Here is an 18,361-nt window from a genome sequence, read left to right as displayed (position 1 = left end):
CTAATTAAGTTTATTATTTATCATCTTTAATTTTTTACCACTTAATTCTAAAATGATATCCGCAGCTTCAGCAACTTCTTTACTATGTGTTACAACAATTACACATTTATTTCTTTCTTTAGCCAATTTATTTAATATATCTATTATTTCACCCGCTGTACTACTATCTAAATTACCCGTTGGCTCATCAGCTAAAATTATTGGAGCTTCTGAAACTAACGCCCTAGCTATAGCTACTCTTTGTTGTTGTCCTCCTGATAATTTCATTACATTTCTTTTTGTTTGACTGTTATCCAAACCTAGTTCAAATAAAATTGTTTCTGGAGCATTTTTATTTACTAATCTAATATTTTCAAGTGGTGATAAGTAGTCAATTAAATTATAATTTTGAAATACTAAAGATATATTATTTTTTCTATGATTACTATATCCTTTCTTTTGTATGTCTTCTTTATTAAATAATATTTGGCCACTATTAGGTTTATCCAATCCAGCTAATAGTGATAATAAAGTCGACTTACCTGTTCCAGATTTACCAATAATCGCATAAAATTTTCCTAATTCAAATTTTTGATTTATATTTGATAATATTTTTTCCTTAGAACTTGAATAACTATAAGTTACATTTTTCATTTCTAACATTTCCATTTTACTCTCCTAACTAATCTTTGATAATATTTCTTTTGGTTTCTTTACTAAAATCATTGCAGATGCAATAATAACTGATATTATAATAATACTAATTAATATTCCATAACTTTGAGCAAATATTATTATATTTTCTGAAACTTTTTCATTGTTGAACAAATTATTTGTAAATGCTTCTATATTGTTCGAGCTTAAAAACCCACTCATTATTTGTTTAACTAAAAAGTTACCAATGAAAACAGAAAATAATATGCTCGGTATAGAAATAAATATTAATTCAATAATAAATTGAAGTATGATGTTAATTTTTTTTATCCCTATGGATAATAATATTCCTATTTCATATATTCTCTCTCTTAACCATAAAATCAATATCAATGACAATACAATAATTCCTCCTAGCATTATTAAATACGTCATCATTTTGATAATTTTTTTAATACCTCCTAAGGACTCTAAAGTTTCATCGAAAGCTTTACTATCTTTTTCAAGATCGTATTTAGACCAATCAAAATTCAATTCTTTTAATTTTGTTAAAGTTTCTTTCGCTGATTCAGGACTATTTGAATAAATAACAATCTTATTAGAAATATTATCATTTTCTTTGCCTAGAGCTTTTTGAGTCGATTCATAATCTGTAAACATCATATTTTCTGAAAAATCAGATGATAACCCTGTATATGTTTCTTGCTTTTTGCCTGAGAAAATCCCAACAATCTCAAATTCAGATTGTTTTCCACTACTTGAATTATCAGTTTGAAATAATTCTAAATGAATCTTATCTTTTAATTTTAAGCCATTTTTTTTCGCATATTCTTCATGGATAAGAATCTTATTTCTATCATTTTTATTTATATGTTTTCCTTCCTTAAGTATAAAAACACCACTAGTAAAAAGAGTATTTTTATTTGTATTACTTGTAGACTCTATTGAAACAATGTTTTTCAGATTATTTGACAAATTGTCCATTTCAATCCTTTGCTTACCTTCTACAACTTTAGTTTTTTTAGGCCTTGCTAATCCAGTATAATAATAAATAATCTCTTCAATTTCTTTAAATTTTTTTATATCCTTAAATTCTTTTATATTAAAATAACTATTATCTTTTTTTGTTATAGATAATGATGAATTTGAAGACTTATATAGAGATTTTTCTAAACCATCACTTGATTTTATTACACTTAAACATGAGTATAGACATGAAAGAACCATAGTTAATATAATAAACACAATAAAGGTTCTATTTTTTTTTCTTGTTATATATGCTATAGCATTATTTATCATATTTTCTCTCCCCCTTTTTTACTTCATTAAACCAAATATAATTAAATAAAGGCTTTAATTTTTTACATTCTCTATTTACAAGTTTTATATTACGAGATATTTATGAAATCTTTATGAAATGTAAAACAAATAATCTAAATTTAAAGTGATAAAATAAAAAAAATTAAAATAAAAATATGGGACTGTCGTATAATGACATAAAAATCACTATGTAATAGTCCTTTTTCTTTTTTTCTGTAGATATTGATATTACTTAGTTAGATTAAGATTTTAGATTATAAAAAATTTTTGATTTTTTAGACTACAATGGAAAAATGAGTGCAAGAAATGAAGATATGTTCTTTAATGTTTTTTCTGAATTTACGCTATTATTTTCCGATATTTGATATCTTGTTGGAGCATAATCTTTATTAAATATTTTATTTGTTAAGGTGTTTAGATTCATAGCTATTGCCATTATATTTATCTCGATTACTACATTTGTTAATCCTTTATGATTAAACCTTTTGTAAACCAAGGCTTCTTTTAATTTCGAAAACGCACCTTCAGCTTGTATAGACCTGTTTATCCTCTCATTTATACCTTCTTATAAAATTATGTTTTCTAAAGAATTTAACCTGTATTTCTCAAATATTTCTGTAAAATATAGAGATTTTTTCTTAAATCCATCTTTGTCACAATCAAAACATTTGTATACTTTAGATGTTGAAATATAGCCGCTTTTCTTTACTCTTTTTTTAGCTTTTATTCTTACAAAAAAATCACCATCTTTACTTTCGTAACTGTCTGTCTCTTTATTGTATTCTTCTATTTTATTTATTGAATATTCTACAAATTCATAATCTTTTTGGATTTTCTCTTCCCTTCAACAAAAACAAATTAAATTTTTTGAGATTTGATAATGTCCCTAAGCTCTTGTTTTTCCTCTTTTAATGCCATTATTATTGACTTTTCATCCGAAAAATCAATAATAATGTTCAAAATATTTAACTATCTTTTCAAGTAAGTTATTCTTAAATTTTATGACTGATTATTTTCAAACAAAAGTATATTTATTGGCATTGACTTCAATTTTAGCACCTTCAATGTATATGCTTGAAGCATCTAGAAAGTCATTTTCTAACAAATACTGATTATTTAAATAAAGTATTTTCTCAACGAAAAGTGCTAATTTATTTCAAAATCTATTTATTGTCGAATGATCCGGTGATTTTTTCCCTTCAATAAGATACAAAATTCTTAAGTCATATTTACATATTTTCTCTATTTCTCTAGAAATTCTAACTTCTTCTGAGTAACAGTAGATTAAAATCTTAAACATAGTATTTGGATCAACTAATGCCCTCCTTAACGGAGTATGCATCTACTATGAAACTTAAGACCATCTCCTCAACAAATTTTTGCAAAACCAAGAGCTTTAAATCATTTTCAACAACATTATCTAGATTAAACTCCATTTTTAAATGAATTTCTCAATGATTTAGGTTAGAATTAAACACAGATAAAGTATTGTATGTCATAAAACTATTTTATCACAAAAAGCCCTGAACGCTTAGAATTCAGGGCTTTTTCATTATATTTACTAAATTATTTTAATTTAAAGAGGCTATTTTGCAACAGCCCCATAAAAAATATAATATATTTTTACACTTTATAGTATTAAATTGTCAATAAATCATTATATTTCAATAGATAAATTATATACTCTATTTTTACTTATATCTAATTCTTTGGAAATTTCTTTTACTGCTGTCTTTTTAGTTTTTCCATTTTGAATTTCTTCTTTTAATTTTTCAAGAATGTATTCGTCCGTTATTTCAATAATTTCCTCATTCTTATCTACTAAAATGACAAACTCACCCTTTTCTTTAATATCCACATTTTCATAATCAGATGCCTCAAAAATAAGAATCTCTTCATAAATTTTTGAAATTTCTCTGACAACTGCAATCCTACGATTAGGAATGACTTTAGCAAATTGCTCAAGTGTTTTTACTAATCTATGAGGAGTTTCATAAAAAATTAATGTTTCATTTCGATTTTTTATTGAATCTATAAATCTATTTCTTTCTCCTGATTTAGATGGGATAAACCCCAAAAAAGTAAATTGTGTATTATCAAAGCCACTCAAAACAAGCGCTGTAGTAAATGCACTTGCACCAGGTAAAACGGTATATTTTATATTATTTTCAATCAAAGCATTGATTAAAATATTTCCTGGATCTGATATCCCCGGCATACCAGCATCTGATACCACAGAAATCTGCTTTTCCTCATTACTTAAGGAAATAATTTCCTCTATTCTACTAAATTCATTAAATTTATGATATGAAATTAATTGTGCCTTTATATCATAATGATCTAATAGCTTTTTTGTAGTTCTCGTATCTTCACAAGCAATTATATCGGACTCTTGAAGCACTCTAAGCGATCTTAAGCTAATATCTTCTAAATTGCCTATTGGTGTTGGTACAAAATATATCATCCTATTTACCATGCTTTCTTTTCTTTATTTTAATAACAATATTTGTCACTATAATTATTATCAATGAGATAATTGCAATTATCACAAGTATAATATCAAATTTAGAATACTGAAATGCACTATAATCCGTATCTAACTCTACCCCAAAATATTTTGCCAATTCATTTTCCGTAATAAACTCAGGTAAATCTAAAAGAATCAATTGCCTAATGCCATCTCTATCATCAAATTGATACCACGCTTGAAATCCATCCGGTCTAGTCAAATTAACCAAATATTGCTTCTCAAAACCAACTCTATTTATACTATATCCTTTAGCATAATTTAAGTCTTGTATTTGAACACTTTCCAAATTAAACAATACCAAATCTTCATTAAATATCTCGTTAAATTTTTCTTGTCGGAATGTCTGACCGTTGATATTTACAAAATTTTCAAACTTAGTAAATATCTCTCCCTCAGTTGAAAAAGTGTACAACTCTGGTAATTCATCCTTATTTTGATGTTTTAATGGTATAAGCAAATTACCAAATTCATCTTCATAAACTTCAAATTCATCACCTTGAATTTTAATTTTCTGAGTTGGTAAATTTTCAAACTCTTGCCTATTATAAGGATCATAAACTAATTTTTCTTCACTTTCCCCATTCTTATATTTAAAAACCTTAACTTTTGGCTTTTCCCATTTAAATGTATAAATCACTTCCGTATCCTTATTAGAAACAGAAAGCAAATTCATTGTCTGTGAATTTGGGTTTAATGAAAGTGTTCCATTAATCTTTGTATCTTTACTATCAGCTTGAGCCTTAAACTCTATCTTTTGCGCATTATCATTAATTTTTAAGGTATATTGAGTCCTGTTTTTATCTAATTTTTCAACGATTTTCGCATTTGTCACTTCTAATTTAGCAATATATGGACGTTTAGTATATTCATTAATCAAATCCTTATTGCTTGTTTTAAGCTTTATTTTTAAATACTCTTCAATCTCATCAGAATTCATTTTTTGTCCATTTTCTGTAACAAGAAAATAAACAGTATCCACACGACTTAAATCTGTACCTTCTTTAGTAGATACATTTACCTCTATGTCTAATTTATATAATCCCAATTTCTTTGGCAAAAACTTCACCTTTACAGGCACGGACTGTACAAATTTGGACTCTTTTACATCGCCCACTTTTTCTACCTTGTCTGCCGCACCACTCACAATGACACTACCATTTACAGGCTCGTCAAACTCGTAAGTCCTGCCAAATTCTATCTCTTCATTGACCTTATATGTATCATCAGCAAAGACATCCGCCACCGGCATAAATAAGCATAGTAAAAATATTAAAATTATCCTTATTAATTTATCTTGTTTTATATCCATTACTCTTACTCATTTTCTCTATGATTGTAAAAATTAAATCTTCCATAGCAATTTGAAAATTAAGATTAACTTTTAACATTTCCTTAATATTTTCTATCTTTATGATAATCTCTTCAATTGATGTAGTCGAAAATTTAGAAATCTTTTCCAAAATACTTTGATATTTAATATTATCTGAACTATTTTTTAATAGCGCATCTGAAAATATCTTTGTTAAAACAAATAGTGTCTCATGCTTATATTCAGATAATTCCTTAATCAAATTTCTCTCTTTATTAATAATATAATAGTTTCCTTCTAAAACTTTATTAATCAAACTGAAAATATTTTTCGTATTTTGAGCTTCAAAATCTATCCCATCTCCCGAATTGATACAAATAACCTGACTCCTTGAAATGATGGTATCCAATAACTTAAATCTATTATTTGTTGTCATAAAAACAATGGAATAATTTGGCATCTCTTCAAGTGTTTTAAGCAGAGCATTTTGCGCCTCCGCTCTCATGAAATGTGCATCCTCAATTACAAAAATATTATAATCATATTTAACAGGCTTTTTATATATTGCCTTAGTTATCTTTCTAATTTGGTCGATTGTAATATTGTTGTTTTCAGGACTTATCACTTGGATTAAATTATTTATATCTACATTATCCGTCAAAGCTTTTTTTGAAAACTCAATGTACTGTTCTTCGGCGTCTTGCCTATTTCCTTCAATTATGTAAGAATGGAAAATATTATTATTTTCAATTTGCCTTTGTAATATATTATTTAGCATTATAATTTTAAGAACTGATCTACATCTAATACAAATACTGTAGCGCCACCAACTTCAACTTCTATAGGAATGGATTGCATAACAACTCCTTGTGTTGATGGATTAATAAAAGTTGTTGATCTTCTCTTTTTGCAATTTCTATCAATTAAAGAGATACAATCTTGCACTTTTTTCTCATCAACCCCGATTAAAAGTGTAGTGTTTCCTTCTTTTAGAAAACCACCTGTTGTAGCTAATTTTGTTACTGAATATTTGTTTTCAACTAAATCATCCATCAATAAATTAACATCATTATCTTGTACTATTACGACTAAAAGTTTCATTTTTCCTCCAATATTTTTTTAATATTTTTAATTGTCTGATCTACAACTTCTTCTATTGGTTTTGAAGCGTCAATAACAATTAAATTTTTTTCATTTTCGATAAGTTTTTTATACCCAATATAAACTTTTTCATGAAAATTATTTCCTTCTTCTTCTAAACGATCCGCTTCAACTTGTGATTTTTTTCTTTCCAAAACCGTGATTGGATCTACATCTAAAAAGAAAGTATAATCTGGTTTAAGACTACTTGTTGCAAAGTCGTTAATTGATCTAACTCCATCAACTCCCAAACCTCTCGCATATCCTTGATAAGCAAGTGATGAAAGCACATATCTATCAGAAATAACTAATTCTTTTTGTCCTAATTCCTTTTTTAGTTTTTCTTCAACACTTTGCGCTCTTGCAGCTGCAAAGAGCAATGCTTCCGTCTTGTCATCCATTTCGGTGTTATCATTGTTAATCAATATATCACGTATCTGTTCTCCGATTTTAGTGCCACCCGGCTCTCTAGTTATGATATATGATATATTATTTTCCTCTAAATACTCTCTAACCTTTGACAGTACCGTGGACTTGCCAGAACCATCTGATCCTTCAAACGCTATAAACTTGCCTCTCATCTTCCCCCCTATTAGTAAGTTATATACTGTCTATTAATTATATAATGATTTTACATTTTTTTCCATTGTTGATTTCATTAATCACGCGTTTTCAATTTGTAAATATATTTAATTCTTTTCTTTATAATTTTGTAATGATAGTGTATACTTATGTTAAATACAGAAAATGAATCGGGAGGAACTATGGCAAAAAATATTGATAATTTAAAAATGTTTGAACACGATCCTTATTTAGAAAATTTTAAGAATGACATTCAATTAAGAATAGACAGCTACAACGCAAAAAGAACTCAATTAGTAGGGAAAAAAGGTAAATTATCATCTATTGCCAATTTTCACGAATACTATGGTTTCCATAAAACAAGGACTGGCTGGATTTACAGAGATTGGGCTCCAGCTGCTGACGAAGTCTACCTAACAGGTGATTTCAACAATTGGGATAGCAGAAGTCATAAACTTGATAGAATAGATGAAAATACTTGGGAAATCAAAATTAAAGGTATCACAAGCATTCCTCATAACTCAAAAATTAAGACGATTATTCGTAAAAATGGTATTGATCACTATAAAATTCCAATGTTCATAAATAAAGTTGAGCAAGTTCAATACGAACATGGCAGACTTGATTTCTTTGGACTTATGAACAATCCTAGAAGAAGATACAAATTTAAAAATGATTTTAAAATAAAGAAAGATTTCAAACCATATATCTATGAAGTACATATTGGTATTGCACAAGAAAAAGAAGGCATTGGCACTTATAAAGAATTTATTAAAATACTTCCAAGGATTAAAAAACTTGGTTATAACGCAATTCAAATTATGGCAGTTGCATCTCATGCATACTATGGTTCTTTTGGATATCATGTAACTAATTATTTCGCTGCATCTCATTGGTTTGGTGATGTTGAAGACTTAAAACGTTTAGTAGATGAAGCTCATAAATTAGATATCGCGGTATTTATGGACATAGTTCACAGCCACGCTTCAAAAAATGTTTATGACGGTATTAATCTTTATGATACGACTGATTATCAAATTTTCCATTCCGGCGAAAGAGGAAATCACGAATTATGGGACTCCAAACTATTTGACTACGAAAAAGAAAATACCATTAGATTTTTACTATCCAATCTAAAATACTATTTAGAAGAATACAATTTTGACGGATTTAGATTCGATGGTGTTACTTCCATGATTTATCACAATCACGGGATCGGTCAAGCTTTCGTTTCATATAACGACTATTTCTCAATGAACACCGACATCGACGCCTTAACTTATCTAACACTTGCAAATGAATTGGTAAAAGAAGTTAAGCCATATGCAATCACTATCGCAGAAGATGTCAGCGGTATGCCAGCATTATGCCTTCCAATTAAAGAAGGGGGCGTTGGTTTTGACTACAGATTTAGTATGGGTATTGCCGAGCATTGGGCAAAAGAGCTAGATTTAGATGACCACGACTGGAATATGAATAAAATGTGGCACGAGCTAACCACAAAAAGAGAAGATGAAAAGACAATCTCCTACGCAGAAAGTCACGATCAAGCACTTGTCGGCGATAAAACAATAATATTTAAACTTTCTGATGCGGAAATGTATTGGAATATGGATATTGAAAATAGCAGTCACATTATAAATAGAGCTATTGCTCTACACAAGCTAATCACCAGCGTTACACTAAACACCGCTTCAGATGGATATCTAAACTTTATGGGAAATGAATTTGGTCATCCAGAATGGATAGACTTTCCATCTGCACAAAACAATTGGTCATACAAATACGCTAAAAGACAGTGGAGCTTAGTAGATAATGAAAATCTTAAATATAAATGGTTAAATAAATTTAACGAGGATAGCATTAAATTTTCACAAGACCACGACCTATTATCCTACAATCCACATCTTCTAATGATTCACAATGACTTCAAATTGTTGGTATTTGAAAGAAATGGACTAATCTTTATTTATAATTTCCATCCAACTAGATCCTACGAAGGACTAGTAATCCCGGTATTAAGCAATGGAAATTATCAAGTAATCTTTAATAGTGATGACAGTATCTATGGAGGAAATGACAGAATAGACAAAGAATATATCTATACTTCAGAAAAAATATTTGGATACGACTATCCAGCAAGCATCAGAATCTACTCACCAAGTAGAACAATGATGATATTAAAGAAATTAAAATAATTTAAAAATAAACGAGGCAACATCAGTTGCCTCATTTATTTTTACTACCAATAACTGAAGGAGAAATCCGAAACAGTCATTAATGTATAAAGCACCTATCGCTAAATCCAAGTGAGTTTATTAGTTTTTTAAATAGAAGGGAATAACAATAGGTGCAATATTATATTAACATAAATTTATTAAAATTTAAATACTTATTTTATTAAATTATTAACATCCCTTGTAAATCCTACAATGTCATCCACTTTAAGACCAGCAATCAACCTAGCTTGATTATATAACACATTTGTAATAGTTTTAATTTCCTCTTCATCATTCTTAGATAATAAATCCATTAATCTTGCATATATTTTATGATTTGGATTTATTTCTAACACCTTTTCAGCCTTAATTGGGAATGGAGTTTCTTGCATTGAAAGTGTTTTTTCCATTTCAATTGAAACTTCTCCTTTTGCAGATAAAAATGCCACATCATCAACAAGTCTCTTACTTGCTTTCACATCAACAACTTCGCCATCTAAAATATCTTTCATCTTTTTAAATAGCTCATCTTGATTTTTTTGTTCTGCTTCATCTTTATCTTTTTCGTCTTCTTCTTTATCAAGCTCCAATTCTTCATCAAAAGCAGACTTAAACTTAACATCTCTATAATCAGACATCAATTTTATTACAAACTCATCTAGATGTTCTTCCAAGTATAAAACTTCGATTTCTTTATTCTTGAAAATTTGCAATGCAGGCATACTGTCAATATTTTCGTATGACTCACCTGTAGCATAATAAATAAACTCTTGATCTTCTTTTTTATCATCTAAATATTCTTCTAAAGTCTTCACATCTTTTGATTTTGAAGTTGAGAAAAGTAGTAAATCTTCTATATCCTTCTTCTTAGCCCCTTGACTTTCATAAATACCAGCCTTCAAACTAAGACCAAATTCCTTAAAGAATTTTTCATATTTTTCCCTATCACTAGAAATCAAACTCTTCAATTCAGATAAAACTTTCTTTTCAAGATTTTTTGAAATACTCATCAATCTTCTATCATTTTGAAGTATTTCTCTTGAAATATTTAATGATAAATCTTCACTATCAACAATTCCCTTTACAAATGATAAATAATCTGGAAGTAAATCCTCATTCTTTTCCATTATCATTACACCATTAGAATAAAGCTCCAAACCACCAGAATAATTACTTGTATAATACTCCATAGGTTTTTGAGAAGGAATATATAAAATCGCATTATAATTTATCATTCCCTCTGCATGCAAGTGAATCCAAGCTAAAGGATCATCAAAGCCATATCTTTGAGCATGATAAAAATTAACATAATCCTCATCCTTTAACTCACTCTTATTTTTCTTCCAAATTGGAACCATTGAGTTTAATGTCTCAATCTCATTGTATTCTTCAGTTTCGCCCTCTTTATCTGGCACCGGTCTAGACTTCACTACATCCATCTTAATTGGATACTTAATATAATTAGAATATTTCTTAACCAAATACTTAATAAACCCTTGATTTAAGTACTCATCAAAATCATCATCGTCCGTATTTTCCTTCAAATACAACTTAATCTCGGTACCAATCTCTTCCTTATCTATTTCTTCAATCTCATATCCGTCAGCACCCTCGCTGCTCCACATATATCCATTCTCGCCCTCTTTTTTAGTGCTCACTACAATCTTATCCGCCACCATAAATGAAGAATAAAACCCAACACCAAATTGACCAATAATGGAAATCTCATCATCCTTATTTAAATTCTTAAAATCTAAAGAACCACTCTTAGCAATTGTCCCCAAATTACTCTCTAAATCCTCTTTAGACATACCAATCCCATTATCGCTAACAGTTAAACTTCTCTCATCCTTATCAACATCAATCCTTATCTCTAAATCCTTCTTATCAAAAGCCTTTTTCGCATGCATAATATCAAAATATCTCTTATCCAACGCATCAGATGCATTTGAAATTAGCTCCCTCAAGAAAATTTCCTTATTAGTATAAATAGAATTAATCATCAAATCTAAAATTCTCTTAGATTCAGTCTCAAATTGTTTTTTCATACTTACCTCCCAATTTATTTACACATATTATTATAGCACATTGTTATCACTCTGTGTAGTCGAGTGATAGGGAGAATGGGTTGGGAGTGTTTGTGGTGACTTTGGAGGAAGTGGAGTTTGGAGTGTGGGGGGTTGTTTTGTTAGAGGAAGCGGAGATTGTGGTGTGGAAGGTATTTTGGGATGGCGGCTATGTGTGGCGAGATGTGCGAATGGGGTGTTTGGGGAGTGCGGCGTTGTGATGGATTGAATTCTGAGAATGGGGCGTTTAGGGAGTGCGGCGTTGTGATAGATGGAGTTGCGGGAATGGCGGGTTGGTCTACACGGTGACCGTTGTTGGTATGAAGAGTAACGAGGAAGCTAGACAATAATCGTTCCCTAGATATTTTAATGAAATTAGCACAAAATTGGCCAATTCTCAAAAAGGTGCTAATTCTACTAAAAAATTCTAGCACCATTTCTACTAATTTAATATTTGGTGCTAGTTCACATTAAATAATTAATTAAAATGATACTTAAATTTATATTTTAAAATTTAGTTCCAAAAATTTCGAGTGAGAATGGTACTTAAATCGAAATTTTAATATTTAGTTCCAAAAACCCCCTGAATCCAACGATTCAGGGGGTTACCTTTTTATATCTGTTAAAATTTCTACCTATAATTCGCATTCAATATCGCGTGAAGCATTCTTCTTCATCCGATAATATCGATGCTTATTTAATTATCTTGAAATTATTCCAAAGTTTTTGGCTACTAGGTTCATAAATTCTCTAGCTAGTCTTTCTTGGTTATTTAGGTAGACTTGTGAATCTTGTAGGTTTGTGTGGAATACGGATTCTAATAGCACTTTTTCTTTCGCGCTGTTTCCTTTGAATACAAACCATGTGTCGTCTTTTGAGCTATCTGGGGATAGTGCGACATGAGAGTTTCCTCTTGCGTCTTTGTAGTCGTACATTACTCCTCTGTTTGGTGTGGACATGACTTCTGACCAAGTTTTTGTTAGGTCGTTCGCGAAGTTTTGGCCTGTTTTGGAGTTTTTTTGTGAACCCCACGCTTCCACTCCTCTAACATTTGCTTTTGCAGCGTTTGAGTGAATGGATACGAATAAATCGGCACCATTGCCAGCTTTTGCTCTATCTTCAAAAGAAGGATCTTCTGAGTTATATGTTCTTGTTGTTTTCACAATAATATTGGAATATTTTGAGGCTTCATTTATGATTGATTGAGTGAACTTATAGTTTTGATCACCTTCATTAAATAGTAGTCCACCTCTATTGTGAGCGATACCTTCGCCATGGCCTGGGTCAAGAACTAAAACAAATTGTTTTCCAGTTTTTATTGTGTTTGAATCTGTTTTTACACCTGATGCTGGAATGGATTTTACATCGGCTATGATCCAACCGCCAGGTTGACCTTTTTGTGCGCTGATGTTGATTGTGTTTCCATATGTTTTGTAAATGTAGTATGTTCCTTTTGAGAATGTTGCTGCAGGATTTGTACCACTTATCGCATCGTAAGCATTCCCATAAACCTTAACATCTGTATTTAATAAAACTGTGTCGTTTATGTTTTGAACAGGTGCTGGTTTATTTGTGTCTTTTTTGTTGTTTGTGTTTAATTTGCTACCATCAATCCATGAACCTGGTTGACCTGGTTGAGTAGTGATGTTTATTGCTTTTCCATATGATTTATATATGTCGTATGTGCCTGCTGACCATGAACCTCTTGAGTTTGTGCCATTAAGAGCATCAGCAGCAGTCATATAGATATTGATTCTGCCTGAAATAACAACCTTACCATTTGAAGATGTAATATTTGTTGGAGCATTCTTTGAAGGTTTGTTTACCACTTTACTTGAATCTGGTTTTTCGATTTCTGTTGGGGTAGCATTTGATAGTGCTGACTTTGGCACCCACGCTCCTGGTTGGCCTTTAACTTTTGTAATATTAATGGCTGATTTTGTTGATTTGTATACATAATATGTGTCAGCACTGTAAGAAGCTTTTGAATTTACACCATTCACCGCTTCTTCCGCTGAAACATACACTTTTGTACCCTTGTTTAATTTAACTGTTGCAGCGTTGATATTGCTCACATTCCCTGTATTCACCTTATTGTTTGATTTGGTCTTGCCAGCTAAATCTCTAGCATTTATCCAAGATCCTGGTGAATTTGTTTGTTTGGAAATGTTAATCGCACCATTAACTGATTTATATACATAATATGTACCTGCAGTATAAGGTTTTAATCCATGTGCTTTATTGTTTGCATCTGCAGCATTCCCATATCTTGTAACAGATTTTGTGATTTCAATTTTCATATTGCTAAGGTCTACATTAAATCCATAAGTGTTCATATTTTGTTGTAGACTCGCTTTAGTTTCGGATGCTTCTGAATAAATGCCCGTAAATATAAACGGCAAGATGAATGCTAATATCAAAACCGAAACTATAATTTTTTTACTAATAGTCTTTGTTTTCATGTCCCCTCCCATGTAGCAAAATTCTTCTTTTCCTCTAATAATTTGATAACAAAATTATAGCATAGAATTGTCGAAAAGGTAACATTTTAGTTACAATTATTCCACTTTTTCTATTTTGAAAATGGTAATTTTTACGTTATAATATGTTTGAGGTAAAAATAATGATTAATGAAAAAATTGAAAAATACATAAATGATGATACATCTAGTATAGTCACCCCTGTGTCAAACATATCTATGGTGTTTGAGGAAAATAATCTTGCACACGCAATGTTGATATTAAAAGAATCAAATTATACTCAAATTCCCGTTTTAAATTATGACAAAAAGTTTACAGGTTTGATTTCATTCCACCATATTTATAAAAAATTGGGGGAAAAGCTATTTGATAATTTTGATAATTTCGACAACTATTATGTTAAGGATTTTATCGATACTCACAACGCAATTGTAAAAGAAGATTTTAAATTAGAAGATGTTTTAAATTTATTGATTAATTACAACTTTATCAATGTCGTATCTGACGATGGTAAACTTGTAGGCATGATAACTAGAAGTTCAGTGTTAAAGAAGATGAATCATTTATCACACAATATCGACAAAATACTTTATTAAAGCTTCATGCGATCCTTTCTGTAAAATGGTGGTGGGATGCTATCTCTTTGGAATAGCATCCCACCAACTTTTTGATTAATTTTTGTTTTTGAATTCTAAAATATTGTCAAGACCTTCTGTGTTCCATTTTTCAGTGTCGGTCGCCCACAATACATTTATTTTTTCTTTATAATTTTCAAGAATTTTTTTCGCTTCATCTTGGTCAGATAAATATAGCGCGGTTGATAACAAATCGGCCAAACCTGAATCTTCCGTAACAATGGAAACGGATCTATAAATCAATGCCGGTTGTAATGTTTTCGGATCAATTAAATGGTGATATCTCTTACCTTTATGCATAAAGAATCGTTGATAATCTCCACTTGTTACAACAGACATAGTCCCATCCAAATCCAAGATATCTAAATATTCTGTACTTTCTAAATCTGGATTTTGCAGAGCAATTTTCCAAGGCTTTCCATCTGGTTTCTTGCCGATAGTCTTCACATTCCCACCAGCATTAATTGAAGCACTCTCAATCTTTTTATCCTCAAGTTTTTTGGAAATAAACTCTACCGCATAACCTTTCGCTGTAGAACCTAAATCAATGCTCACCTCTGGGTCCTTGATAAACACACTCATATCTTTTTCATTTAATTCAATCGCGTTTATATCAGTATGCTTATTTGCTTCTTCCAATTCTTTTTGTGTAGGAATAATGGTTTTACTCTCTTCCACACCTTCATTATTTTCCCTCACATCATGCCAAATCCTAAGCACTGAACCCATAGCAATATTCACTTTTCCTAAAGTTTTTTCATAATTCTCTTTAGAAAACTTAATTAAATCAAATAGATCCTTATCAACCTTTACCGGCTCTTTCCCAGCATTATCATTAATTGTTTTTACGTTATTTATTCCTTCATAGTTCTTATAATTGTCATACAACTTATGCAGTCTAGTAAATTCTTCTTTAACAAATTTAAAGTTTTCATTAAATTTATCTTCAGACTCCGCATATTCTAAATACTGGATTTGTGTATCAAAAGTATCATAAAACATTTTAGAATACTTTTCTTTTGGTTTTTGTCCACAACCAACTAAAAACAATACTAACGCAAGGATTATTAAAAATTTCTTTTTCATCTTAACTCCCCAATTTTTTCTTAATAAAACCATTATACTACATTTGAGGGAATATAATAAATTGATTGAAAATCTAAATAAAAAAGGGTGCATTTTCGCACCCCTTCTAAATTTATTTTAAATTATTTTGCTGTTTGAATAGCTTTTGCAAGGTTTTCTACATATTCTGTAATAGTAATTGTTGTAGTTGCTAATAAGTCAGCATCTTTAGCTTTACCCTTGTCAAGTTCTAAGCCTGAGATATCGTCAGCTGTTTTACCAACTGAGAATGCTTGTAAGCCATCAATTTGTTCAAACCATTCTTTACCAATCTTTGAAGCTTTCTTCATGTCATATTTGTCGCCTAAATCTCTCTTTGTAGTTCCTGGTTGTGTTAAATCTGTTTCAACTGTACCATCTTTTTTGAATGCAATTGAATTTTGTGCTGTATTGATTGATGAGTTTACAACTTTACTATCTTTATCAACACCTGCTAAAACTGCTGATGTTTCAAATTGTACTTCTGCACCTTTATCATCTTTTGCTGCAGCTGTAGCGTGTCCTAATTTAGTTGAAATTGATAAACCTAATTTTTCTGCACCTTTAGCTTCGATAGCATTTTCCCAAGCATCTAAAACTGCTTTTTGGTATGCTCCAATATCAATAGTAACTGATGCTAATAAGTCTGCGTCTTTTGGTACGTTTAAGTGATGATCATCTTTTTTAGCTGTTGGAATTGCAGCAACTTCTTCAGCTGTTTTACCAATTATGTATTCTGCAAATGCATTAGCTTGTTCAAAGTATTCTTTACCGATTCCGATTTTAGCGGAAGTTTTTTTCATTCCGTATTCATCGCCTAATTCTTGTTTTGTTTTGAATGTTGCATTGTCAGGTTCAGTTTCAAATGTACCATCATCTTTAACTGGAAACTTGCTTTGAGCAACGTCTATGTACGCTTTTACAATTTTTCCATCTTTGTCGAATGCTAATCCAGCGATAGTAACGTTAGAAGTAGTTTCACCTTTTCCTTCTTTTAATTCTTTAGCATCTAAACCAACTGACATACCTAAACCAATTTTTTCAATTGTACCTTCGCCAGTTGCAACTTTTCTATCAAATTCTTTAGCTGCTTCATTTTGAGATTCATCCTTTGATTCTTCTTCTGTTTCATCTTTGGATTCTTCTTTTGTTTCTTCTTTAGTTTCTTCTTTGGATTCATCCATAGATTCTTTTGTTGTTTCTTCTTTTGTATCAGCTGGATTTTTCTTTTCGCCACAAGCTGTTAAAGAAAAAACTAGCAATAGTGCTAATAATAAACTTGTAATTTTTTTCATTATTCTTTCCTCCCATATTGTTATTATATTGACACAATAATAATATACCCTATTAGGGTATCGTTGTCAAACAAATATCAATATTTTAAAGCAACTTTCTTCTGTCCTGTAAAGCTTTGCTTAATGTGATTTCGTCAAAGTATTCTAAATTGCCACCTACAGGGATACCGCTAGCGATTCTAGTAATTTCAATTTTTTTATTCGCCAACAATTCTTTAATGAAAAGCATTGTTGTTTCACCTTCAACTGTTGGAGAGATTGCAAAGATAATTTCTTTAACATTTCCTTTATTTATTCTCTCTAAAAGCTTATCTACACCAATGCTTTCAGGATTAATAAAAGAATTTGGGTTTAACAAGCCGTTTAAGACGTGATATTTCCCCTTAAATGAATTTGTATTTTCTATTGTCAGTAAATTTGTTACATCCTCAACAACACAGATGACATCATCTTCTCTATTTGGATTGCTGCAAATACTACAAATTCTATCTTCTGTAAGGTTTGAACATATTTCACATTTGTGAATTTTGTTCTTCACATCTTTCAGGGATTGTATCAATGCATCAAGACTTTCGTCCTCCATTCCAACAATATGAAGAGCCATCCTTTGGGCGGACTTGCGCCCTATTGATGGCAACTTTCTAAGATTTTCAATTAATTCTTCGATTGATTCTGGATATTCAAACATAATATTCTTTCTTTAGATTAGAAAATTCCAGGTAAGTTCATTCCACCTGTAATTTTACCTAATTTTTCTTCTGATAACTTCTCAACTTGTGAAATCGCGTCATTCACAGCTGTAAGCACCATATCTTGCAAAATTTCAACATCTTCTGGATCTACTGCTTCTGGATCAATTTTAATGGAAATGATTTGTTTCTTACCATTAGCTTCAACCTCAACCATTCCACCGCCTGATGTAGCAGTTACTGTTGATTCCTCAATTTCTTTTTGAGCATCTTCCATTCTCTTTTGCATTTGTTGTACTTGTTTCATCATTTGGCCCATATTGTTTCCGCCGCCAAATCCGCCTCTTCTTGCCATAAAA

The 18,361-nt window shown here is 30.4% G+C and carries 17 protein-coding genes; 2 read left to right on the top strand and 15 right to left on the bottom strand.

All coding sequences use genetic code 11. The features are described 5' to 3' along the window. The 9 genes from HMPREF9709_RS00345 to tmk form a co-directional block, all read right to left on the bottom strand. Entirely contained in the window at window positions 1–648 is a 648-nt protein-coding gene (locus tag HMPREF9709_RS00345; RefSeq protein WP_005396862.1) for an ABC transporter ATP-binding protein, read from the bottom strand. A gap of 9 nt (window positions 649–657) precedes the next feature. Next, a complete protein-coding gene (locus tag HMPREF9709_RS00340; RefSeq protein ID WP_005396857.1) occupies window positions 658–1,932 on the bottom strand; it encodes an ABC transporter permease in 1,275 nt (424 codons plus the stop codon). A gap of 301 nt (window positions 1,933–2,233) precedes the next feature. Then, window positions 2,234–2,512 carry a transposase gene (locus HMPREF9709_RS10390; protein ID WP_083831334.1) on the bottom strand — a complete coding sequence of 93 codons (279 nt, stop codon included), beginning with the start codon at window positions 2,510–2,512 and terminating at the stop codon, window positions 2,234–2,236. Between the two features lie 597 nt (window positions 2,513–3,109). Then, entirely contained in the window at window positions 3,110–3,295 is a 186-nt protein-coding gene (locus HMPREF9709_RS10385; RefSeq protein WP_040463735.1) for a transposase, read from the bottom strand. 315 nt (window positions 3,296–3,610) lie between these two features. Beyond that, on the bottom strand, window positions 3,611–4,429 hold the full coding sequence (gene rsmI, locus HMPREF9709_RS00330) for a 16S rRNA (cytidine(1402)-2'-O)-methyltransferase (RefSeq protein WP_050855435.1): 819 nt from the start codon (window positions 4,427–4,429) through the stop codon (window positions 3,611–3,613). Then, entirely contained in the window at window positions 4,419–5,792 is a 1,374-nt protein-coding gene (locus tag HMPREF9709_RS00325; RefSeq protein ID WP_005396855.1) for a hypothetical protein, read from the bottom strand. Before HMPREF9709_RS00325 ends, rsmI begins: the two co-directional genes overlap by 11 nt. Next, on the bottom strand, window positions 5,773–6,570 hold the full coding sequence (locus HMPREF9709_RS00320) for a hypothetical protein (RefSeq protein WP_005396854.1): 798 nt from the start codon (window positions 6,568–6,570) through the stop codon (window positions 5,773–5,775). Before HMPREF9709_RS00320 ends, HMPREF9709_RS00325 begins: the two co-directional genes overlap by 20 nt. Then, window positions 6,570–6,893: a cyclic-di-AMP receptor gene (locus HMPREF9709_RS00315; protein WP_005396847.1), complete on the bottom strand. Its 324-nt coding sequence runs from the start codon at window positions 6,891–6,893 to the stop codon at window positions 6,570–6,572. The genes HMPREF9709_RS00320 and HMPREF9709_RS00315 overlap by 1 nt, the downstream gene beginning before the upstream one ends. Next, window positions 6,890–7,513, bottom strand: coding sequence for a dTMP kinase (gene tmk / locus HMPREF9709_RS00310; protein ID WP_005396846.1), 624 nt, complete (start codon window positions 7,511–7,513; stop codon window positions 6,890–6,892). Before tmk ends, HMPREF9709_RS00315 begins: the two co-directional genes overlap by 4 nt. A 183-nt stretch (window positions 7,514–7,696) precedes the next feature. Between tmk and HMPREF9709_RS00305 the strand changes: the two genes are divergently transcribed. Next, window positions 7,697–9,712, top strand: a complete 2,016-nt coding sequence (locus HMPREF9709_RS00305; protein WP_005396845.1) for an alpha-amylase family glycosyl hydrolase — start codon at window positions 7,697–7,699, stop codon at window positions 9,710–9,712. Window positions 9,713–9,906: 194 nt separating this feature from the next. Here HMPREF9709_RS00305 and htpG read toward each other — a convergent pair whose 3' ends face one another. Beyond that, the gene (gene htpG, locus HMPREF9709_RS00300) at window positions 9,907–11,781 is read right to left on the bottom strand and encodes a molecular chaperone HtpG (RefSeq protein ID WP_005396844.1); all 1,875 of its coding nucleotides are present in this window, start codon (window positions 11,779–11,781) and stop codon (window positions 9,907–9,909) included. A 719-nt stretch (window positions 11,782–12,500) separates the two neighbouring features. Then, the gene (locus HMPREF9709_RS00295) at window positions 12,501–14,261 is read right to left on the bottom strand and encodes an N-acetylmuramoyl-L-alanine amidase family protein (RefSeq protein WP_005396842.1); all 1,761 of its coding nucleotides are present in this window, start codon (window positions 14,259–14,261) and stop codon (window positions 12,501–12,503) included. Between the two features lie 161 nt (window positions 14,262–14,422). Here HMPREF9709_RS00295 and cbpB point away from each other — a divergent pair, with 161 nt between their 5' ends. Further along, window positions 14,423–14,875 carry a cyclic-di-AMP-binding protein CbpB gene (gene cbpB / locus HMPREF9709_RS00290; protein WP_005396840.1) on the top strand — a complete coding sequence of 151 codons (453 nt, stop codon included), beginning with the start codon at window positions 14,423–14,425 and terminating at the stop codon, window positions 14,873–14,875. A gap of 75 nt (window positions 14,876–14,950) precedes the next feature. On the opposite strand, the gene HMPREF9709_RS00285 is transcribed toward cbpB, so the two are convergent. The 4 genes from HMPREF9709_RS00285 to HMPREF9709_RS00270 all read right to left on the bottom strand — a co-directional run bounded on the left by HMPREF9709_RS00285 (window position 14,951) and on the right by HMPREF9709_RS00270 (window position 18,357). Beyond that, a complete protein-coding gene (locus tag HMPREF9709_RS00285; protein ID WP_040463733.1) occupies window positions 14,951–16,000 on the bottom strand; it encodes an FAD:protein FMN transferase in 1,050 nt (349 codons plus the stop codon). 122 nt (window positions 16,001–16,122) lie between these two features. Beyond that, window positions 16,123–17,313: a hypothetical protein gene (locus tag HMPREF9709_RS00280; RefSeq protein ID WP_005396836.1), complete on the bottom strand. Its 1,191-nt coding sequence runs from the start codon at window positions 17,311–17,313 to the stop codon at window positions 16,123–16,125. A gap of 85 nt (window positions 17,314–17,398) precedes the next feature. After that, a complete protein-coding gene (gene recR / locus HMPREF9709_RS00275; RefSeq protein WP_005396835.1) occupies window positions 17,399–18,001 on the bottom strand; it encodes a recombination mediator RecR in 603 nt (200 codons plus the stop codon). A gap of 17 nt (window positions 18,002–18,018) precedes the next feature. After that, window positions 18,019–18,357, bottom strand: a complete 339-nt coding sequence (locus HMPREF9709_RS00270) for a YbaB/EbfC family nucleoid-associated protein (protein WP_005396834.1) — start codon at window positions 18,355–18,357, stop codon at window positions 18,019–18,021. Window positions 18,358–18,361 lie beyond the last annotated feature (4 nt).

Source organism: Helcococcus kunzii ATCC 51366 (genome assembly GCF_000245755.1).
GTDB classification, from domain to species: Bacteria; Bacillota; Clostridia; order Tissierellales; family Peptoniphilaceae; genus Helcococcus; species Helcococcus kunzii.
Note: the sequence above shows the minus strand (reverse complement) of the source record. Positions and strands in the feature narration are given on the sequence as shown.

Excerpts from the sequence above, each read along its gene's own strand:
- HMPREF9709_RS00345 (WP_005396862.1), bottom strand. The coding sequence starts at position 648 with ATGGAAATGTTAGAAATGAAAAATGTAACTTATAGTTATTCAAGTTCT.
- HMPREF9709_RS00340 (WP_005396857.1), bottom strand. The coding sequence starts at position 1,932 with ATGATAAATAATGCTATAGCATATATAACAAGAAAAAAAAATAGAACC.
- HMPREF9709_RS10385 (WP_040463735.1), bottom strand. The coding sequence starts at position 3,295 with ATGCATACTCCGTTAAGGAGGGCATTAGTTGATCCAAATACTATGTTT.
- rsmI (WP_050855435.1), bottom strand. The coding sequence starts at position 4,429 with ATGGTAAATAGGATGATATATTTTGTACCAACACCAATAGGCAATTTA.
- HMPREF9709_RS00325 (WP_005396855.1), bottom strand. The coding sequence starts at position 5,792 with ATGGATATAAAACAAGATAAATTAATAAGGATAATTTTAATATTTTTA.
- HMPREF9709_RS00320 (WP_005396854.1), bottom strand. The coding sequence starts at position 6,570 with ATGCTAAATAATATATTACAAAGGCAAATTGAAAATAATAATATTTTC.
- HMPREF9709_RS00315 (WP_005396847.1), bottom strand. The coding sequence starts at position 6,893 with ATGAAACTTTTAGTCGTAATAGTACAAGATAATGATGTTAATTTATTG.
- tmk (WP_005396846.1), bottom strand. The coding sequence starts at position 7,513 with ATGAGAGGCAAGTTTATAGCGTTTGAAGGATCAGATGGTTCTGGCAAG.
- HMPREF9709_RS00305 (WP_005396845.1), top strand. The coding sequence starts at position 7,697 with ATGGCAAAAAATATTGATAATTTAAAAATGTTTGAACACGATCCTTAT.
- htpG (WP_005396844.1), bottom strand. The coding sequence starts at position 11,781 with ATGAAAAAACAATTTGAGACTGAATCTAAGAGAATTTTAGATTTGATG.
- HMPREF9709_RS00295 (WP_005396842.1), bottom strand. The coding sequence starts at position 14,261 with ATGAAAACAAAGACTATTAGTAAAAAAATTATAGTTTCGGTTTTGATA.
- cbpB (WP_005396840.1), top strand. The coding sequence starts at position 14,423 with ATGATTAATGAAAAAATTGAAAAATACATAAATGATGATACATCTAGT.
- HMPREF9709_RS00285 (WP_040463733.1), bottom strand. The coding sequence starts at position 16,000 with ATGAAAAAGAAATTTTTAATAATCCTTGCGTTAGTATTGTTTTTAGTT.
- HMPREF9709_RS00280 (WP_005396836.1), bottom strand. The coding sequence starts at position 17,313 with ATGAAAAAAATTACAAGTTTATTATTAGCACTATTGCTAGTTTTTTCT.
- recR (WP_005396835.1), bottom strand. The coding sequence starts at position 18,001 with ATGTTTGAATATCCAGAATCAATCGAAGAATTAATTGAAAATCTTAGA.
- HMPREF9709_RS00270 (WP_005396834.1), bottom strand. The coding sequence starts at position 18,357 with ATGGCAAGAAGAGGCGGATTTGGCGGCGGAAACAATATGGGCCAAATG.